The following is a 17,902-nucleotide window of genomic DNA, read 5'->3' on the forward strand; positions in this document are numbered from 1 at the left end:
CGGGCGAATAACAGCGTTGTCATTTGCCACCCTGCGAGAATGGGCCCTGTGCATACCTCAGACCCGCCTGATTCCGATGCCCTGTTCGAGCTGGAGCCCTCACCTGCCGAAGCGGTCGGCTTCGCTGAGCTGGCACTGCGGCCGTTGCCTGACCTTGTGGCCCCGGACTGGGCCGAGGCGCTGGTCCCGGTGGAAGGACAGCTTCGCGATGTCCTGGCGTTCCTGGGCCGGGAAGTCGCGGAGGGCCACGCGATCCTGCCGCAGCCGTCGAACGTCCTCCGGGCGTTCCGGCAGCCGCTGTCCGCAGTCAGGATATTGATAGTGGGCCAGGACCCCTATCCGACTCCCGGCCATGCCGTCGGGTTGTCCTTCGCCGTGGACGGCGCCACGCGGCCCATTCCGCGCAGCCTCGCGAACATCTATAAGGAACTCGACGCCGATCTTGGCCTTCCTCCGCGGGTCCACGGGGACCTCAGCCGTTGGGCTGACCAGGGGGTACTGCTGCTCAACAAGGTCCTCAGCGTCCGGGCAGGGGAGGCCGGCTCGCACCGGAACAAGGGATGGGAGGCCATTACGGCGGCAGCGATCAGCGCCGTCGCGAACCGCGTCAGAGCCGACGGCACACCCGCGCCGCTGGTGGCAATTCTGTGGGGCAAGGATGCCGGGGCCGTCCAGCCGTTACTGGGTTCCACGCCGGTGATCGCCAGCGCCCATCCGAGTCCGCTGTCGGCCGCGCGCGGGTTCTTCGGCTCCCGGCCTTTCAGCCACGCCAATAGGCTGCTCCGCGAGCAGGGGGACGGCACGGTGGATTGGGAACTGCCGCCGCTTCCCTAACCGGCTTGACAGTCGGGGTCCCGCCCAGGCTTCTTGGCTAGGCTTAGCTCCATGACCTCAGTTCCCGCCTCCACCTCGGCCACCCGGAAATCACGCCCGCAGACCAACCTCACTGTGCTGCGCCGCGAGCAGCTCTCGCCGTATATGGTCCGGATCATTGCCGGCGGCCCGGGCTTCGCCGGCTACGTCAACAACGCCTTCGTGGACCGCTACGTCAAGATCGTGTTCCCCCAGCCCGGAGTCAGCTACGGGGAGCCGCTGGATCTCTGGGAGATCCGCGAGTCCATGCCGCGGGATCAGTGGCCGCACACCCGGACCTACACCGTCCGCTGGGTCGACGAGGCTGCGGCAGAGCTTGCCATCGACTTCGTGATCCACGGCGACGAAGGCCTCGCAGGGCCCTGGGCCGCGTCCGCCCGCCCCGGGGACACTCTGATCTTCACCGGCCCTGGGGGCGGCTACAACCCGGATCCGGCGGCGGACTGGTACCTGTTTGCGGGCGACGAGTCCGCGCTGCCGGCCATCGGCGCCGCGATCGAATCCCTGCCCGCGGAGGCCCGTGGCCTGGCATTCCTCGAGGTGGACGGCGCCGCCGACATCCAGGGCATCGCCGCGCCGGAGGGTGTGGAGTTGCGCTGGCTCTTCCGCGGCGGGGTGCCGGCCGGGGACAGCGGGCTGCTGGTCACGGCAGTGCGCGACGCCTCCTGGCCGGACGGCCGGGTGCAGGTCTTTGCGCACGGCGAGCGTGGCTACATGAAAGGCCTGCGGGAGGTACTTTACGGGCAGCGGGGGCTGGAGCGCTCCCAGGTCTCCCTGTCCGGATACTGGGCGAAGGGCCGCGTGGAGGACGATTTCCAGGCGGAGAAGAAGCTCCCGATCGGGACGATCTAACGGCGCACGGTCCAACGGCGCACGAGCTAGCAGTCCAAAGGCCCACTGGCCCACGGCGCACGAAGCAACGGCCCTCGAGCTAGCGGCGCCGTGCCCGCCGTCGTTCGTTGCTGGCCAGGCCGCGCGTCAGCGGACGGGCGAGCGTGTCACCGAGCACGATGCCTGCCGCGACCCCCATCACGATGGCCCCGGCATTGAGCATGCCCCCGGCCCCCAGCAGGATCTCCGATTCCTCAATCGTCAATACATACATGGACCGGAATATGGTGAGACCGGGGAGCAGGATCAGCGCGGCTGGAACGGCAACCACCAGCTGCGGGGCGCCCATCCGGAGCGCAACCACGCGGGCCAGCAGGCCAATGGCGACGGCAGCGACTGCGGGCGAAAAGCGCGGCCCAATGCCGAGCGCTCCTCCCCCGATCAGCACCAGATAGCCCACCACGCCCACGGCGGCGGTCGGCAGCAGCAGGTTCCAGCTGGTCTGTTCGGTGATGCCGATCATCAGCACCGCGACGGCGATCAGGATGACCACCACCCATAAGGGATACGCCGGCGGGAATGTTTCGGTGACATCTATGGATTCCATCCCCGTCATATCGCCTACCACGAAACCCACGGCGATGCCGGCGACGAGCGCGCCAAAGGTCAGCATCGTGGAGAGGAACCGGCCCGCCGCAGTGACCGGGAATCCGTTGATCGCATCCTGGACCGACGACACGAGGCGTCCGGTGGGCAAGAGCAGGAGGATCCCGCCGACAACCACGATGGCCGGCGGGATCTCGATCCCCGCCGGGCTTCCGAACCGCCACAGCAGCAGGGCTACGAAGGTGACCAGGAACGAACAGGATGCCGTGATGAAGAAGTCCGGGGTGCGCCAGCGGCCCAACTGCCGGGCCAGCAGGCTGACCAGCAGGTTGGACCCAAAGGCCACCGCGGATGCACCGGGGCCGCCGCCCAGGACTCCGACAAACACGGCGGAGAAAACCCCGAACGCCACGGTGACCATCCAGCGCGGGAAGGGCTTGGCGCGGTGGGTGATCTCCTCCAGCCGGCGGACAGCCTCCTCGCGGCCCACACCGCCGGCGACGATTTCCGTCACCAACTGGTGGACCTGGGAGAGCCCGGCGTAGTTGTTGGTCCAGGACCGCACGACGCGCAGCAGCGAGATCGGGGTCTGGTCCTTGGGGGCGTAATTAATGGCCACGGATTGGTTGGTGATGTCCACTTCGATGTTCTTCAGGCCCAGCGCGGCCGTGATGGCGATGATGCTGGTTTCCACCTCGAGTGCACCTGCACCGTACCGGAACATGGACTCGGCCAAATGCAGCGCGAAGTCGATGGTCTTGCGCGCGGAGGTGTCCACCCCGCCCACTTGGATCATCGGGTTGGCATAGGGGCTGCCGGCGAGACGGTCCACGATGCTCATCGGCGCGGTGGGCGGGTTCTCGCCCTGCACCAGCCGCCGCAGCATGCGTTTGGCGGCGGCGTTCTGGCGCACCTGCGTCGCCGACATCGGCTCGGTCTTGGGCAGTCCATCGGTTTGCGGCCTGCGGCCGTCGGGTGGCGTTGTCATTCGTGCGTTTTCGATTTCCGTGGCTGCCGGTCTAGTAGAACTGCTGGCCGGTGCGGCGGGTGTAGATCTGGCGGGCAACGCGTTCCCCGGCGGCCATCCAGGCCTTGTACTTCAGCGGCCTCAGCACCTGGTCATAGCAGCCGACAAAGTCAGTCACGGTCTTGCTGAAGCTGGTCTTGAACAGGCCCAGGCCGTGGAACGGGTTGGAGGTGTCCTTGAGCTGGTCGCTCGGCGGCGTGCCGCAGAAGTCGTATTCGGTGCAGCCGAGTTCCTTGAGCTGGTTGATGGCCGTCCACTGCACCAGGTGTGAGTCACCGTACTGGTTGCGTTTCTGCAGCGAGCCGCCGTCCTTATAGGTCGCCTTGCGGCCGTAGTTGATAACGAAGGCGCCAACCGACGGAACATCGTCTTCGTAGACGAACAGGAGGCGCCCCTGGCCGCGGTTGATGAAGTTGGTCCAGAACTGGCGGTAGTACTCGTACTCGCGGACCCGGACCTGGGATTTGGCTTCCACAGTGTTGGTCATCAACGCGTACATGGCGCGGAAGTTCTCTTCGCTGGGCTCCATGGTGTCGACCTCCACACCCTCGCGGATGGCGCGGCGGACGGCGTTGCGGCCGCGGGAGTGCAGCTTGCGCAACAGCTGGTTCTCTTCCGGGGAGATGTCCAGCAGTGCCGTCGAATCGTTGGGCTGGAGGTTGTGGGTTTTAACCAGGCCGGCACCTTCGATCACGCGCCGGGCCTCATCGGACAGCACGATGTCCGGCTCAATTTTGATGGCGAAGACCCCAAGCCGTGCCCGCTTCACGAACTCGGCGTTGGCCGCGGCGATGCCGGGGATGTCCTCAACAGCAGCCACATCCGGACCCTTGATCAGGTACCAGAGCTTCCCCAGGAGCGGGAAGGACTTCTCCAGGATGAGGTTGTAGCTCGTGTAGTCTGCCGTCTCGTAGACAAGGTGGAGGGGCTTCCAGCCAAAGTGCTGCTTGACCTCGGCGAAGGCCTCCGATTGCAGGAGATTGCCGCCATTGGGGTTCGCGGTGACGTGGGTGTCCCAGTTGGCGATCTCTTCGGCAGAGGCAAAACGGGCAGTGAATTCACGCAAGGGTGCGGCATCCAATCATTGCGGTACGAGCGTCGGCGGCATGCGGACATGCAGGTTCAAGTCTATCTGCCCGGCCCCCTGCTCCCGGCCGGGGAGGAGCGCTACGCTGGAAGCATGCCGTCTGATCAGCAATCATTGACCGCAGGATCCGGACGCCCGCGGAACGCGGCCGGACAGCGCGCGGTGGGACCCCAGCTGCTGGGGCTGCTGGCCTTTCTCGCGGCCTCTGCGCTGGTTGCGGGGCTGGGCGGACTCGCCACCGCCAACAACGTCAACGGCTGGTATGCCACTGCGGACAAAGCTCCCTGGTCGCCGCCGAACTGGCTGTTCGGGCCGGTCTGGACCGTGCTCTACACCGCGATGGCCGTGGCCGCCTGGCTGGTCTGGCGCAAGCGGACCGAGGGGACCCGGCCCGCCCTCACCGCCTACGCAGTCCAGCTCGTGCTGAACCTGCTGTGGACGCCGGTCTTCTTCGGCCTCTACCCGGCGCTCGGCACACCCGCTTTGTGGATCGCTTTCGCGATCATCGTGGCCCTGGCGGTCGCTGTGGCCGTCACCGTGCTGTACTTCGGACCGATCAGCCGCACCGCCGGGCTGCTGTTGCTGCCCTACCTCACCTGGATCGTGTTCGCCTCGTCGCTGAACCTCTGGATGGCACTCAACAACTGAGTCAGCATTCGACCACGTTCACGGCGAGGCCGCCCATGGCCGTTTCCTTGTATTTGGAGCTCATGTCCTTGCCGGTCTCGCGCATGGTGACGATGACCTCGTCGAGGGACACCCGGTGGGTGCCGTCGCCCCACAGGGCCATCTTGGCGGCGTTGATGGCCTTGGCCGCGGCGATCGCGTTGCGTTCGATGCAGGGGATCTGCACGAGCCCGCCGATCGGGTCGCAGGTCAGTCCAAGGTTGTGTTCCATCGCGATTTCCGCGGCGTTCTCGACCTGTTGGGGTGTGCCGCCCATGACTTCGGCCAGCCCGGCCGCGGCCATCGAGGATGCCGAGCCGACCTCACCTTGGCAGCCGACCTCGGCGCCGGAGATCGAGGCCTGTTCCTTGTAGAGCACCCCGATGGCCGCGGCGGTCAGCAGGAACTTGACGATCGTCTCGTCGCGGTCGGCCTGGGTGGCCTTGTCCATGCCGGGGGCGAAGTGCAGGGCGTAGTACAGCACAGCCGGGATGATGCCGGCGGCGCCGTTGGTGGGGGCGGTGACCACGCGGCCGCCCGAGGCGTTTTCCTCGTTTACGGCCAGGGCGATCAGGTTCACCCATTCCTGCCAGTACTTCGGGTCCCGGAAGTCGGGGTCCTGATCCAGGGTTTCTTTCATGAGGCGTTCGTGCCAGTCGGGCGCCCGGCGGCGGACCTTGAGCCCGCCGGGCAGCAGCCCGACGCGCTTGAGGCTGACCTGGACGCAGGATTCCATCACGGAGTAGATGTGCAGGAGCCCCTCGCGGATCTGCGCCTCGGTGCGGGAGGCACGCTCGTTGACGAGCATGATCTCCCCGATCGAGAGACCTTTGGACTGGCAGCGGCCCAGCAGTTCCGCGGCGGTGCGGAAGGGCAGGGGTAGTTCCTTTTTGGATTCGTCGAGTTCCTTCAGCGCCGCGTCCTCCTCGCCCTCGCGGACGATGAAGCCGCCGCCGACCGAGAAGAACGTCGCCTCGTGCAGGACGGCGCCGTCGGCCCCGGACACGGTGAAGGTCATGCCGTTGGTGTGCCGCGGAAGGATGGTCAGCGGGCGCAGGACCATGTCCTGCACCCCGTACGGCAGCGCCACGCCTGTCCCTTCCCCGCCGAGCTGCAGGGTGCCGGTTGCGGCGATCGTGGCGAGGCGTTCCTCCACCTCCTCGGGGAGGATCAGCTCCGGATGGAAACCTTCCAAGCCGAGCAGGATCGCGGTCATGGTGCCGTGGCCGTGACCGGTCGCGGCGAGGGACCCGTACAGGTCCACGCGCAGCGACGCCACCCGCTCCAGCACGCCGGACGCCTGGAGCTCCCCGGCGAACACCGCCGCAGCCCGCATCGGGCCCACGGTGTGCGAACTGGAGGGCCCTATCCCGATGGAAAAAAGGTCAAAGACTCCAACAGCCATTGTTGTTCCTAACTAGCTCAAACTGTGGCCCGGCAGATGGTCCTGCCGGAAGGCGGTGCGGCCGCCGGTCGGCGGCGGTCCCGCCGGATGCACGACGCCGGGCGGCAGCTTGTGGCGGCGGCCCGGCGTCGTGATCGGTACTGCTTCTACTACCTGTAATACGGCCCTTAGGCGAGGTTGGCAACCGAGGGGTAGAGCGGGTGGGCGGCGGCGAGGGCCTCCACCCGGTGGCGCAGACCGGAGAGGTCCGCGCCGGCGTCGGCGGTCAGTGCCTCCGCGATGATGTCCGCCACCTCGGCGAACGCCGCCTCGCCGAAGCCGCGGGTGGCCAGGGCGGGGGTGCCGATCCGGAGCCCGGAGGTGACCATCGGCGGGCGCGGGTCGAACGGCACGGCGTTGCGGTTCACGGTGATGTCGATTTCCGCGAGGCGGTCCTCGGCTTCCTGGCCGTTGAGCTCGCAATTGCGCAGGTCCACCAGGACCAGGTGCACATCGGTGCCGCCGGAAATCACGTTGATGCCCTTGGCGGTGACGTCCGGCTGGACCAGACGCTCGGCGAGAATCCGGGCGCCGGCGAGGACACGCTCCTGGCGTTCCTTGAACTCCGGGGACGCGGCGATCTTGAAGGCCACGGCCTTGCCGGCGATCACGTGCTCCAGCGGGCCGCCCTGCTGGCCGGGGAACACGGCGGAGTTGATCTTCTTGGCAATGTCGGCGTCATTGCTCAGGATGATGCCGCCGCGCGGACCGGCGAGGGTCTTGTGCGTGGTGGAGGTGGTGACGTGGGCGTGCGGCACCGGTGAGGGGTGCAGCCCGGCTGCGACGAGCCCGGCGAAGTGGGCCATGTCCACCATCAGGTAGGCGCCCACGGAATCGGCGATCCGGCGGAACTCGGCGAAGTCCAGCTGCCGGGCGTACGCGGACCAGCCGGCGACGATCAGCTTCGGCTTGTGCTCCTGGGCGAGGCGTTCGACCTCGGCCATGTCAATCCGGTGGTCATCCTCGCGGACCTGGTACGGGATGACGTTGTAGAGCCGGCCGGAGAAGTTGATCTTCATGCCGTGGGTGAGGTGCCCGCCGTGCGCCAGGTTCAGGCCCATGATGGTGTCGCCCGGGCGGATCAGGGCGTGCATCACGGAAGCGTTGGCCTGCGCGCCGGAGTGCGGCTGGACGTTGGCGTATTCGGCGCCGAACAGGGCCTTGACCCGGTCGATGGCGAGCTGTTCGATCACGTCGACGTGTTCGCAGCCGCCGTAGTAGCGCTTGCCCGGGTAGCCCTCGGCGTACTTGTTCGTCAGCACCGAACCCTGTGCCTGCATCACGGCCCTGGCGGTGTGGTTCTCCGAGGCGATCATCTCCAGGCCGTCGCGCTGGCGGGTGAGTTCGTCGTCGATCTTTGCGGCGATCTCCGGGTCCAGGGCGGACAGGTCCGCGTCCAGGGATGCGGAGACGACCTGCTGGTAGCTGGTAGTTGCCTCGGCCGCGCTCACAGTTCGCCGCCGTTCTTGGATGCGTACTCCTGGGCCGAGAGCAGCGGACCGTCGGACTCGGCGGCGACCTTGAAGAGCCAGCCGGCACCGTAGGGGTCGCTGTTGATCAGCGCGGGGTCATCGACGACGGCCGGGTTGATTTCGGTGACCTCGCCCGTGACGGGGGCGTACAGGTCAGAGACGGACTTGGTGGATTCGACCTCGCCGCAGGTCTCCCCCGCGGTCACGGTGGCGCCGACCTCGGGCAGGTCCACATAGACGATGTCGCCCAGCGCATCCGTGGCGACGGCCGAGATGCCAATGGACACAAGGTCCCCGGCTTCCCGCGCAACCCACTCGTGCTCGTCGGAGTACTGCAGTTCAGGGGCAACTTTTGCCATGTTTTTTTCCTAAGTCTTGGAGTGGTCTTGGTGCTGAATCTATTGGGGCCGGGTTACCTACTGGCCTTGGCCGCGGAGCCGGCGACGGCACCGGGACGGGCCCGCTGGGCTACTTCTGGCGCTTGTAAAACGGAAGTGCGACAACTTCGAAGGGTTCGGTCTTGCCGCGGAGGTCGATGTCCAGGGTGGTGCCGGGTTCGGTGAACTCGACGTCGACGTAGGCCATCGCGACCGGGTAGCCCAGGGTGGGGCTGGGCTGGCCGGAGGTGACTTCGCCGACGGTGTTGCCGTCCTTGAGGACCGGGTAGTGGCCGCGGCCGGCCCGGCGCCCGAGGCCCTTGAGGCCAACGAGTTTGCGGCCCGCGGTGGATCCGGCGCCGGCTTCCTTCCTGGCGGCGAGGGCCGCCTTGCCGACAAAGTCGCCTTCCTTGGAGAGCGCCACGACGGGGCCGAGTCCGGCAGCGAACGGGTCGCCGTCGAGGGAGAGTTCGTTGCCGTAGAGCGGCATGCCTGCCTCGAGGCGGAGCGAGTCGCGGGACGCGAGTCCGGCGGGCGTCAGCTCACCGTCTTCGGCGATCGCGACGAGCGCCTGCCAGAGGGCGGCTGCGTCGTCGTTGGCGACGAAGATCTCGAAGCCGTCCTCACCGGTGTATCCGGTGCGGGCCAGCAGCAGCTCCCGGCTGGTGCCGCCGAACATGAAGGGGACGTCGACGGCGGCGTAGTACTTCAAGCCGGTCACGAGTTCGTGCTGCGCGGCCGGGACCAGGCGCAGGAGGATCTCCTGCGCCTTGGGGCCCTGCACGGCGATCAGCGAGGTGTCGGCGGAGGCGTCCTGGACGGTGACGTCGAAGCCTCCCTCCTTGCCGGACACGGCACGCTCGGCCAGGGCCGCGGCGACAACCTTTGCGTTGCCGGCGTTCGGGACCACGAGGAATCTGTCCGTGCCGTCGGCCCCCGCCGGACGGCGGTAGGTGATGAGGTCATCGATGATGCCGCCGTCCTCGTTGCAGATCAGCGAGTACTTGGCCTTGCCGACCGCCATCGCGGAGATCCTGCCGGCCAGGGCGTAGTCCAGGAAGGCTGCGGCGTCGGGACCGGTGACCCAGACTTCACCCATGTGGGAAAGGTCGTAGAGGCCCGCGGACTTGCGGACGGCGTGGTGCTCGGCCAGTTCGGAGCTGTATTTGAGCGGCATCTGCCAGCCGCCGAAGTCCGTGAAGGAGGCGCCGAGCTTCTTGTGCTCTTCGTGGAGGGACGTGTAGTTCTCAGTCATCGTTGGCTGTCCTTAGTTGGCAGAGTCGTCGGGGTGAACTGCTGTGTCTTCTTCGAAGGATTCGAGGGGAGGGCAGGAGCAGATCAGGTTGCGGTCGCCGGCTGCGCCGTCGATCCGGCCGACCGGCGGGAAGTACTTGTCCTGCTTGAGGTGGTGGACCGGGAATACAGCCTGCTCGCGCGGGTACTCCCGCGCCCAGTCGGTGCTGATGACGGCGGCCGCGGTGTGCGGTGCGTTGCGCAGCGGGCTGTGCTCGACGGTGAAGTCGCCGTGGGCCACCTGGTCGATTTCGGCGCGGATGGAGATCATCGCGTCGATGAAGCGGTCGATCTCGCCAAGGTCCTCGGACTCGGTGGGCTCGACCATCAGGGTCCCGGCCACCGGGAACGCGAGGGTGGGTGCGTGGAAGCCGTAATCGATCAATCGCTTGGCCACGTCTTCCGCGGTGACGCCGGTCTTGGCCGTGAGTTCGCGCAGGTCCAGGATGCACTCGTGCGCCACGAGTCCGCCCTCGCCGGTGTAGAGCACCGGGAAGAACTCGTTGAGGCGGGAGGCGATGTAGTTCGCCGCGAGCAGCGCGGACTTGGTGGCCTCGGTCAGTCCCCGGCCGCCCATCAGCTTCACGTAGGCCCAGGAGATCGGCAGGACACCGGCGGAGCCGTAGCGCGACGCAGAGATCGGGGTGCCGCTGTCGCCGTTGGACGGATCGGCGGCGTTGCCGGGCATGAAGGGTGCCAGGTGGGCCTTGGCCGCGACCGGGCCGACGCCGGGTCCGCCGCCGCCGTGCGGGATGCAGAAGGTCTTGTGCAGGTTCAGGTGGGAGACGTCGCCGCCGAACTGGCCCGGCTGGGCCAGCCCCACGAGCGCGTTGAGGTTCGCGCCGTCGACGTAGACCTGGCCGCCGGCCGCGTGCACGGAGTCGCAGACCTCGCGGACGTCGGCGTCGTACACGCCGTGGGTGGAGGGGTAGGTGATCATGATCGCGGACAGCGCGTCCTTGTGCAGCTGGATCTTGGCCTGCAGGTCCGCGTGGTCGATCGTGCCGTCCGCGGCGGTGGCCACGACGACGACTTTCATGCCGGCCAGCACGGCGGACGCGGCGTTGGTGCCGTGCGCGGAGGCCGGGATCAGGCAGACGTTGCGCTGGGCGTCGCCGCGGGAGAGGTGGTAGCCGCGGATTGCCAGCAGGCCGGCGAGTTCGCCCTGGGACCCGGCGTTCGGCTGGATGGACACCTGGTCGTACCCGGTGATCTCGGTCAGCTGGGCTTCGAGGTCCTCGATCAGTTCACGCCAGCCGGCGGTCTGGGATTCGGGGGCGAAGGGGTGGATGGAGGCGAACTCCGGCCAGGAGATGGCTTCCATCTCGGCCGTGGCGTTCAGCTTCATGGTGCAGGAGCCCAGCGGGATCATGGTCCGGTCCAACGCCAGGTCGCGGTCCGACAGGCGGCGGATGTACCGCAGCAGCTGGGTCTCGGAGCGGTGGGTGTTGAACACCGGGTGCTGGAGGTAGTCGGACGTGCGCTCGACGGCGGGCTCCAGGGCGAACCCTTCCGTTGAACCGGATTCTGCGTCGGTGACGCTGGCGCCGAAGGCGGCGACGACCTCGGCGACGATGGCCGCCGTCGTGGCTTCATCGGTGGAGACGCCCACGGTGTCCGCGTCGATGGAGCGCAGGTTGATGCCCTTGGCCTCGGTGGCGGCGATGATCTCTGCTGCCTTGCCTGGCACCGAGACGGTGATGGTGTCGAAGAAGCTGGTGTGCAGCACGTCCAGGCCAGCGGCCTTCAGCGAGGCGGCGAGCGTCCTGGCGTGGCCGTGGGTGGTCTCCGCGATCGCCTTCAGACCGTCCGGGCCGTGGTAGACGGCGTAGAAGGAGGACACGATCGCCAGCAGGGCCTGCGCGGTGCAGATGTTGGACGTGGCCTTCTCGCGGCGGATGTGCTGCTCGCGGGTCTGCAGCGCCAGCCGGTAGGCGGGGACGCCGGCGTTGTCCTTGGACACACCAACGAGGCGGCCGGGCATGGACCGCTCAAGGCCCTTCTGGACCGCCATGTAGGCTGCGTGCGGGCCGCCGAAGAACAGCGGCACGCCCAGGCGCTGGGTGGAGCCGACGGCGATGTCGGCGCCCTGCTCGCCCGGAGGGGTGATCAGGGTCAGCGCGAGCAGGTCCGCGGCGACGGTGACCAGGGCGCCGCGTTCCTTGGCGTCGGCGATCACCGCGGCGTGGTCGAACACCCGGCCGGAGACGCCGGGCTGCTGCAGCACGATGCCGTTGATGACGCCGTCGGGAAGCCCCCTGGACAGGTCGGCGACCTCGACCTCGAAGCCGAGCGCCTCGGCGCGGCCCTTGACGATCGCGATGGTCTGCGGCAGCAGGTCGGCGTCGAGGACGGTCTTGCCGTCATGGGCGGCCTTGTTCTTGTTGGCCCGGCGCATCATCAGCACGGCCTCGGCGACGGCGGTGGCTTCGTCCAGCAGGGAGGCGTTCGCAATGGGCAGCCCAACGAGGTCCTGGACCATGGTCTGGAAGTTCAGCAGTGCCTCGAGCCGGCCCTGGGAGATTTCCGGCTGGTACGGCGTGTAGGCCGTGTACCAGGCCGGGGCCTCGAGGATGTTGCGGCGGATGACGGCCGGGGTGAGGGTGTCGTAGTAGCCCTGCCCGATCATCTGGACCGCGGTCTTGTTCTTGGAGGCCAGCTTGCGCAGCTCGGTGAGGACCTCGACTTCGCTGAGGGCTTCGGTGAGCTGCAACGGGGAATCCTGCCGGATGTCCTTCGGGACGGCCGTGTCCACGAGCGCATCGACGGTGTCGTAGCCGACAGCCTTCAACATGGCGTCGACGTCGGCCCGGCGACGGGCGCCGATGTGCCGGTCAACGAAGGACGTGGAGGCTGAGGTAACAGTCACAAGGAACTCCATAACTAAGGCGGCGCAGGGTACGCCGCATTGATTCGGGTTCCTCCCCGCTCTGTATTGGACCTGAGAGTTTCCGCACTGCCTTGCTCTCGCATGGCTCCGCTTGCACCGTCGGTGAGCACAGCATGTCCGGGGACAGCCTGCTACTTTCCAGAGTTGCCTTGCCGCGGCGGTACGTGGGCCTGAGAGATTCCTGGGGAGGATTTGCTCCTACGGCGCCTGCTTGTACCTACTTGCAGAACTCTCCCGCCGCAGATCAAAGGCATATTAAGTTGGCGTGACAACAGTCACAGCCTCCATTGTCCTATGTCCGGCCTGCGTCCGCAAACTAGTGACCCCGCCGTGGCGCGCGTTAAGCGCAAGCCCCTTCGCCGGCGACTTCGGCGGGGCGGGGCGGGGAGCGGCGGGCGGCCGGGCGGAGTGCCGCCAGGTCAGCCGCGGAGCCGGCCCAGTGCGGTGAGCAGGCTGTCGACGTCGGGGCCGACTTCCGGGAGCGGCCCGCCCGGGCGCCGCGCCAGCATGGCGTTGAAGTACAGCCCGTCCCCCATGTAGAGGACCGGCTTGGCCATGGCGGGCCCGACGTCGGCGGCCAGCAGGTCCAGCCAGCTCCCCTGGACGGCGGCGATTCTGCGCAGGGTTTCCTGGTGGGCCACTTCGGCCAACCGGGTGGCGGCGACGAAGGCCCTGTCCAGCGGGGTGTCCGCCCAGACAGAGGACTTGATGAAGTACGCGGCCGCGCCCTCCGGAGCGGAGGCCATGGCAGCGAGGTCGTCGGCGAGCAGCCGGTCCAGCCGTTCCAGCAGGACCGAAATCATCGCCTCCTTGTTCGGGAAGTGGTAGAGCAACCCGCCCTTGGAGACGCCGGCCAGCCTCGCGACCGCATCCAGCGTCGCGGCACGCTCCCCCTCTTCGATCAGCAGGGACTCGAACGCGTCGAGAACGGCCTCGCGGGCGACGGGTTTTCTGGCCATGGTTCCTATCATGCCCCCAGGCGGGGGCCGGTTCTTAACGGGTTCTCAACGGGCAACTTCTTAACTGTACCGTCCAGACGGTACAGTTAAGACCATGAGCAACACTTCCTTCACCCTCGGCAGCCCCGGCACTCTCGGCGGCAACGCCGCCGGAACCATGTCGCAGCGGAGCCCGCGCGCCCCTTGGCGCGACTGGCTGGCGCTGGCGCTGCTGATGTTTCCGGTGCTTCTGGTGGCCGTCGACAATACGGCCCTGACCTTCGCCCTGCCGGCCATCGCGCGCAGCCTTGACGCCTCCGGGGTGGAGCTGCTGTGGATCGTCGACGCCTATCCCCTGGTGCTCGCCGGCCTGCTCGTGGCAATGGGAAGCCTCGGTGACAGGATCGGCCGCCGCCGGCTGCTGTTTATCGGCAGTACGGGCTTCGCTGCCGTCTCGGCGGTCACGGCATTCGCACCCAGCGCCGAATGGCTGATCGCCGGACGGGCCGGGTTGGGATTCTTCGGCGCCATGCTGATGCCGTCCACACTGTCCCTGATCCGCAACATTTTCCCGGAGCCCAACCGGCGCCGGCTGGCCGTGGCCATCTGGGCCGCCGGCTTCTCCGGCGGCGCCGCGCTGGGCCCCATTGCCGGCGGCTGGCTGGTGGAGCACTTCTGGTGGGGCGCCGTCCTGCTCGTGGCTGTGCCGATCATCCTGCCGCTGCTGGCCCTGGGGCCGGCCTTGATTCCGGAATCCCGCGACCCGAACCCGGGCAGGGTGGACGTGCCCAGCATCATCATGTCCCTGCTGGTCATGGTGCCCGTGGTCTACGGCATCAAAGTGCTGGCCACGCACGGGCCGGCGCTGGAGCCGCTGGCCGCCATCACCTTCGGCCTGCTGATGGGATATGCCTTCGTCCGGCGCCAGCGGTCCCTCCTGGCCGGTGGCCACGCCAAGGACGCCGGCACCCCGGTCCAGGACGGCCCGGCGCCGGGAAACCTGGCACAGGCCGGCCGAGTGACCGGAAACCGCGCCGCTCCCCTGCTGGACATCAGCCTGTTCGGCAACCGGATCTTCAGCACCGCCATCGTCGCGAACGTGCTTGCCCTGTTCTCCTTCAACGGCTTCATCCTGTTCCTGGCCCAGCACCTGCAGTTGCTCGAGGGCCAGTCACCTTCGGAATCCGGAGTCGCCATGGTGCCCGCCCTCATCGCGACCGTCCTGGCGGGCCTGCTGGTAGTGCCGCTGGTGAAGAAAGTCCGTCCCGGCTTTGTGGTGGCCGGCGGGTTGCTGCTTAGCGCGGCGGGCTACTTCATGGTGGCCTTCGGCGACCACAGCAACGGCCCGGCGCTGCTGCTGGCAGCGCTGCTGGTGCTGTGCCTGGGCGTCGGCGCCGCGGAAACCATCTCCAACGACCTTATCCTGGGCGCGGCCCCGGCGGAGAAGTCCGGGGCGGCTGCCGCCATTTCGGAGACCGGCTACGAGATCGGCTCACTGCTGGGCACCGCCATCCTGGGGTCCATCCTGACGGCGTCCTACCAGGGCAATCTCCGGCTTCCCGCGGGCGCCGCCGAAGCGGCCCCCGCTGGGGCATCAGCCCAGGCCGGCGAGACGCTCGCAGGGGCCGTCGAGCTGGCGCAGTCGCTCCCGGGACCGCTGGAAGAGGCCGTGATGGCGGCTGCCCGTACTGCCTTCGACTCGGGCGTCCACATCACGGCAACCATCGCCCTGGTGCTGATGGCCGGGACGTCGGTTCTCGCCGCCGCCGTCCTCCGGAAAGTGCCGACCGCCAAGTAATTGGGGGCGAGTAGTTAAAGCCGAGCGCCCGGCGCCGGTGGAACCGGAGCCGGGCGCTGAAACTGCCGGGGGAACGCTACTTGCTGTCCGGCGTGGTGACGCTGGTGTTGGCGCGCATCGTCTCCGCGTTGACCATCCAGGCGTACTGCTCGAACTTGGCGATGAAGGCGTGCAGCAGGTCCGCCGTCGTGGGGTCCTCTTCGTCCACTTCGTCGTGGACCTTGCGCATGGTGCCGACGGCCGCCTCAAGCGCCGCGACGATCCGCTCGATGGCGTCCTTGGTGTTGATCAGGCCGGCCGGGAACTCGGCGAGCGCGGTGGACTTGGACACCGTGGAGCTGCGGCCGTCCGGCAGGGCGTGGAGGGCACGCATGCGCTCGGCCAGATCATCGGCGAAGGCGCGGGCGGCATCGATGATCTCGTCCAGCTGCAGGTGGAGGTCCCGGAAATTTGTCCCGACGATGTTCCAGTGCGCCTGCTTGCCCTGAACGTGAAGTTCGATCAGGTCCACGAGCACTGCCTGCAGGTTCGTTGTGAGCGTCGGTGTTGCTTTCATGCATCCTCCTGAGTGGTTGCGGCACCGTTGCATCAGGTGTCGCTAGGTCCGATATCTTCGACGCTACCGCAGGGCGCAGCAGGACCGCGACGGTCCGGGGAGAATTTCTCGGTCAGCTTACTAAGTCGGCTTACTAAGCTGGCAGGGAAACCTGCGCGGCGCTCAAACCGCCTCGTCGAGTACCGGTTCCAGCGGGAACATGGCCCTGGTGATCCCGCCCGAAGTCGCTTCTGCCAGATGGGCCAGGTAATCATTCCGGCGTTTCGGCGTGATCCGGGACTGGGGTTCGAAACCCTGCCCGGGGTCGTCAGCGTAGTGCGCGGCCAGGCCGTCACGCATGAGCCGGATGGCCTCGGCGCGCTGCTGGGAAACCGCCGCGTGGGTGGATCCGAGTTCGGCGGCCAGATCCTTGACGGTCCTGTCACCAAAGTAGATCTCCTCGACGACGTAGCGCATCCGCTCGGGGAGGGACTTCACCGCGGCGCGGAGGTACTGGAGCCGCTCGTCCGCGAGCACGGAGTGTTCGGGGGTCAGCGTCTCAGCGGCCAGCGTGTCAACAACAGCGTCATCCAGGGGCGTCAAAGTCCGGGAAGCGTCGGCAAGGGCTGCCTCGACGACACTCTGCTGGACACCCAGGGCCGAGGCAATCTCGTCAACGCTGGGGGTGCGTCCGAGGGCCGCGGCCAGGGTTTCCTGGACCGACATCGTTTCCTTGATCCGGCGGCGTGCAGAGCGGGTGGCCCAGTCGCTGGCACGCATCTCGTCAGCGAAGGCACCCAGGATGCGCCGGCGAGCGAAGGCACCGAACGGCACACCAAGATCCGGGTCGAAGGAGTCGGCCGAAGTGATCAGGGCAATGGCGCCCGCAGACGCCAGGTCATCGCGAGAAAGATGTGACGCCTTCGAGCACAAGTCTGAGACGAGGTAGCCCACCAGCGGCAGATGCTGTGTGACCATCTCGTTGCGTTCCACGCGATTCAATAGAGTGTCCCCCCGTGAGACAGGTTCCGGAAGCCTTAAAAGACCGAGAGCCGCGTCCAAAGTGGGCCCCGTGCCCCCCTGTGGAAGTCGGTGTTCAAAACCCGGGCGCAGCACCCAAGACGAAACCTATCACCTGAGTCACATTCTGCGTGTAACCTCAGGACAAAGCTTGGCTGAAAATGCGTTAATGCTTCTCAGCCGTGGCGGCAAGGTAAGGGGGCCCATGGGTGTAGGTGATCTTTCCGCGGCTCTCTGGCAGGAGCGGCGGCAGTTGGAAATTCTGCTATTCAGGCTGGAGACCCAGCGACTTCATGTCACGGCGGGGAACCTGCAGTGGCTGGGCTTCACGTCCTCTGAAGTGGAGAGTGTCCTCGACCGCCTGCACTTCGAAGCGTTAGCACGGAACGTCGATTCGGCTGCGGTGGCCGCCGAATGGGGGCTTCCTGCGCAGGCGACGCTGATCGAACTCGCCGCAGGGGCTCCCGCCGGCCCCTGGCCAGAGATCCTGCACGAACACCTTGACGGGCTGCGCGCGCTGCTTGCGCAGCTCCGGGATGCCGCCCACGCCAACGAGGAAGCGCTGCGCCAGCAGGGCACGTCGGTCCCGTCCGGCGGACAAGGCGCCGACGGTGCGGCGCCCCCTGCCTCGGACACTGCCCGGCTTCTGGATCAGCTGACGACGGCGGAGAATATTGAGCGCGCCCTGGCGGTCACCCGCCGCACTCCCCAGCCGCTCCTGGCCCGGTACCTCGACGGCAGCAGCGGCTGATCCAGCGCGGACTCAGTCCGTGCCCGGGGCCCGCTTAGTGGCGGCTGGCGGCGGCAATAGCCCCCGCAGTGCGTCTTCGGTGGCCGGGCCGGATTCCGCGCCTGCTTCAGCTGCCGCCAGGTTCGCCGCGGCGATGGCCTCGATGACTTCCCGGCGCTGGATCGGTACGCCTCGCGGCGCCTCAATGCCTATCCGAACACCGTCGCCGCGGCCCTCCAGCACCGTGATGACGATACCGTCGCCGATCATGATCTGTTCGCCCGGCTTGCGTGTAAGTACCAGCATTATCTTAAT

At 67.5% G+C, this 17,902-nt stretch carries 16 protein-coding genes and 2 riboswitches; of the genes, 5 read left to right on the forward strand and 11 right to left on the reverse strand.

Going from position 1 to position 17,902, the window contains the following annotated elements; all coding sequences use genetic code 11:
- Positions 1-39 precede the first annotated feature (39 nt).
- Both QCD75_RS00600 and QCD75_RS00605 read left to right on the forward strand, forming a co-directional pair.
- Entirely contained in the window at positions 40-834 is a 795-nt protein-coding gene (locus tag QCD75_RS00600; protein ID WP_301224638.1) for a uracil-DNA glycosylase, read from the forward strand.
- Between the two features lie 51 nt (positions 835-885).
- The gene (locus QCD75_RS00605; RefSeq protein ID WP_301224640.1) at positions 886-1,725 is read left to right on the forward strand and encodes a siderophore-interacting protein; all 840 of its coding nucleotides are present in this window, start codon (positions 886-888) and stop codon (positions 1,723-1,725) included.
- 79 nt (positions 1,726-1,804) lie between these two features.
- On the opposite strand, the gene QCD75_RS00610 is transcribed toward QCD75_RS00605, so the two are convergent.
- Together QCD75_RS00610 and QCD75_RS00615 are read right to left on the reverse strand one after the other, a co-directional pair.
- Positions 1,805-3,298, reverse strand: a complete 1,494-nt coding sequence (locus QCD75_RS00610) for a threonine/serine ThrE exporter family protein (protein WP_301224642.1) — start codon at positions 3,296-3,298, stop codon at positions 1,805-1,807.
- 31 nt (positions 3,299-3,329) lie between these two features.
- Positions 3,330-4,403, reverse strand: coding sequence for a lipid II:glycine glycyltransferase FemX (locus QCD75_RS00615; protein ID WP_301224644.1), 1,074 nt, complete (start codon positions 4,401-4,403; stop codon positions 3,330-3,332).
- Positions 4,404-4,517: 114 nt separating this feature from the next.
- Between QCD75_RS00615 and QCD75_RS00620 the strand changes: the two genes are divergently transcribed.
- Positions 4,518-5,072 (forward strand): TspO/MBR family protein, encoded by a 555-nt coding sequence (locus QCD75_RS00620; RefSeq protein WP_301224646.1) that lies wholly within the window; start codon positions 4,518-4,520, stop codon positions 5,070-5,072.
- A 1-nt stretch (position 5,073) separates the two neighbouring features.
- Here QCD75_RS00620 and QCD75_RS00625 read toward each other — a convergent pair whose 3' ends face one another.
- The 6 genes from QCD75_RS00625 to QCD75_RS00650 all read right to left on the reverse strand — a co-directional run bounded on the left by QCD75_RS00625 (position 5,074) and on the right by QCD75_RS00650 (position 13,525).
- Complete coding sequence (locus QCD75_RS00625; RefSeq protein ID WP_301224648.1) at positions 5,074-6,495, reverse strand: L-serine ammonia-lyase; 1,422 nt, start codon at positions 6,493-6,495, stop codon at positions 5,074-5,076.
- A 167-nt stretch (positions 6,496-6,662) separates the two neighbouring features.
- A complete protein-coding gene (gene glyA, locus QCD75_RS00630; protein WP_301224650.1) occupies positions 6,663-7,985 on the reverse strand; it encodes a serine hydroxymethyltransferase in 1,323 nt (440 codons plus the stop codon).
- Positions 7,982-8,365, reverse strand: coding sequence for a glycine cleavage system protein GcvH (gene gcvH / locus QCD75_RS00635; RefSeq protein ID WP_301224652.1), 384 nt, complete (start codon positions 8,363-8,365; stop codon positions 7,982-7,984). The genes glyA and gcvH overlap by 4 nt, the downstream gene beginning before the upstream one ends.
- Positions 8,366-8,474: 109 nt before the next feature.
- Positions 8,475-9,638 (reverse strand): glycine cleavage system aminomethyltransferase GcvT, encoded by a 1,164-nt coding sequence (gcvT, locus tag QCD75_RS00640; RefSeq protein ID WP_301224654.1) that lies wholly within the window; start codon positions 9,636-9,638, stop codon positions 8,475-8,477.
- A 12-nt stretch (positions 9,639-9,650) separates the two neighbouring features.
- Positions 9,651-12,557 (reverse strand): aminomethyl-transferring glycine dehydrogenase, encoded by a 2,907-nt coding sequence (gene gcvP, locus QCD75_RS00645; RefSeq protein ID WP_441005418.1) that lies wholly within the window; start codon positions 12,555-12,557, stop codon positions 9,651-9,653.
- 39 nt (positions 12,558-12,596) lie between these two features.
- Positions 12,597-12,713: riboswitch (glycine riboswitch) on the reverse strand.
- 1 nt (position 12,714) lies between these two features.
- Positions 12,715-12,813, reverse strand: a riboswitch (glycine riboswitch).
- A 172-nt stretch (positions 12,814-12,985) separates the two neighbouring features.
- Positions 12,986-13,525, reverse strand: coding sequence for a TetR/AcrR family transcriptional regulator (locus QCD75_RS00650; protein ID WP_301224658.1), 540 nt, complete (start codon positions 13,523-13,525; stop codon positions 12,986-12,988).
- 157 nt (positions 13,526-13,682) lie between these two features.
- Here QCD75_RS00650 and QCD75_RS00655 point away from each other — a divergent pair, with 157 nt between their 5' ends.
- A complete protein-coding gene (locus QCD75_RS00655; RefSeq protein ID WP_301224769.1) occupies positions 13,683-15,302 on the forward strand; it encodes an MFS transporter in 1,620 nt (539 codons plus the stop codon).
- A gap of 76 nt (positions 15,303-15,378) precedes the next feature.
- On the opposite strand, the gene QCD75_RS00660 is transcribed toward QCD75_RS00655, so the two are convergent.
- Positions 15,379-15,858 (reverse strand): Dps family protein, encoded by a 480-nt coding sequence (locus tag QCD75_RS00660; RefSeq protein WP_301224660.1) that lies wholly within the window; start codon positions 15,856-15,858, stop codon positions 15,379-15,381.
- 162 nt (positions 15,859-16,020) lie between these two features.
- Positions 16,021-16,839 (reverse strand): sigma-70 family RNA polymerase sigma factor, encoded by an 819-nt coding sequence (locus QCD75_RS00665; RefSeq protein WP_301224662.1) that lies wholly within the window; start codon positions 16,837-16,839, stop codon positions 16,021-16,023.
- Positions 16,840-17,110: 271 nt separating this feature from the next.
- Between QCD75_RS00665 and QCD75_RS00670 the strand changes: the two genes are divergently transcribed.
- Entirely contained in the window at positions 17,111-17,608 is a 498-nt protein-coding gene (locus QCD75_RS00670) for a flagellar protein FlgN (protein ID WP_301224664.1), read from the forward strand.
- A 12-nt stretch (positions 17,609-17,620) separates the two neighbouring features.
- Here the strand turns inward: QCD75_RS00670 and QCD75_RS00675 are convergent, their stop codons facing one another.
- Entirely contained in the window at positions 17,621-17,893 is a 273-nt protein-coding gene (locus QCD75_RS00675) for a carbon storage regulator (protein ID WP_301224666.1), read from the reverse strand.
- Between the last annotated feature and the right edge of the window lie 9 nt (positions 17,894-17,902).

The sequence above is a fragment of the Arthrobacter sp. PsM3 genome (genome assembly GCF_030433895.1).
In the GTDB taxonomy this organism is placed as follows: Bacteria; Actinomycetota; Actinomycetes; order Actinomycetales; family Micrococcaceae; genus Arthrobacter.

Bases quoted from the DNA above. Each gene is read 5' to 3' on its own strand.
- QCD75_RS00600 (WP_301224638.1), top strand. From the start codon at position 40: ATGGGCCCTGTGCATACCTCAGACCCGCCTGATTCCGATGCCCTGTTC.
- QCD75_RS00605 (WP_301224640.1), top strand. From the start codon at position 886: ATGACCTCAGTTCCCGCCTCCACCTCGGCCACCCGGAAATCACGCCCG.
- QCD75_RS00610 (WP_301224642.1), bottom strand. From the start codon at position 3,298: ATGACAACGCCACCCGACGGCCGCAGGCCGCAAACCGATGGACTGCCC.
- QCD75_RS00620 (WP_301224646.1), top strand. From the start codon at position 4,518: ATGCCGTCTGATCAGCAATCATTGACCGCAGGATCCGGACGCCCGCGG.
- QCD75_RS00625 (WP_301224648.1), bottom strand. From the start codon at position 6,495: ATGGCTGTTGGAGTCTTTGACCTTTTTTCCATCGGGATAGGGCCCTCC.
- gcvH (WP_301224652.1), bottom strand. From the start codon at position 8,365: ATGGCAAAAGTTGCCCCTGAACTGCAGTACTCCGACGAGCACGAGTGG.
- gcvT (WP_301224654.1), bottom strand. From the start codon at position 9,638: ATGACTGAGAACTACACGTCCCTCCACGAAGAGCACAAGAAGCTCGGC.
- gcvP (WP_441005418.1), bottom strand. From the start codon at position 12,557: ATGGAGTTCCTTGTGACTGTTACCTCAGCCTCCACGTCCTTCGTTGAC.
- QCD75_RS00650 (WP_301224658.1), bottom strand. From the start codon at position 13,525: ATGGCCAGAAAACCCGTCGCCCGCGAGGCCGTTCTCGACGCGTTCGAG.
- QCD75_RS00655 (WP_301224769.1), top strand. From the start codon at position 13,683: ATGTCGCAGCGGAGCCCGCGCGCCCCTTGGCGCGACTGGCTGGCGCTG.
- QCD75_RS00660 (WP_301224660.1), bottom strand. From the start codon at position 15,858: ATGAAAGCAACACCGACGCTCACAACGAACCTGCAGGCAGTGCTCGTG.
- QCD75_RS00675 (WP_301224666.1), bottom strand. From the start codon at position 17,893: ATGCTGGTACTTACACGCAAGCCGGGCGAACAGATCATGATCGGCGAC.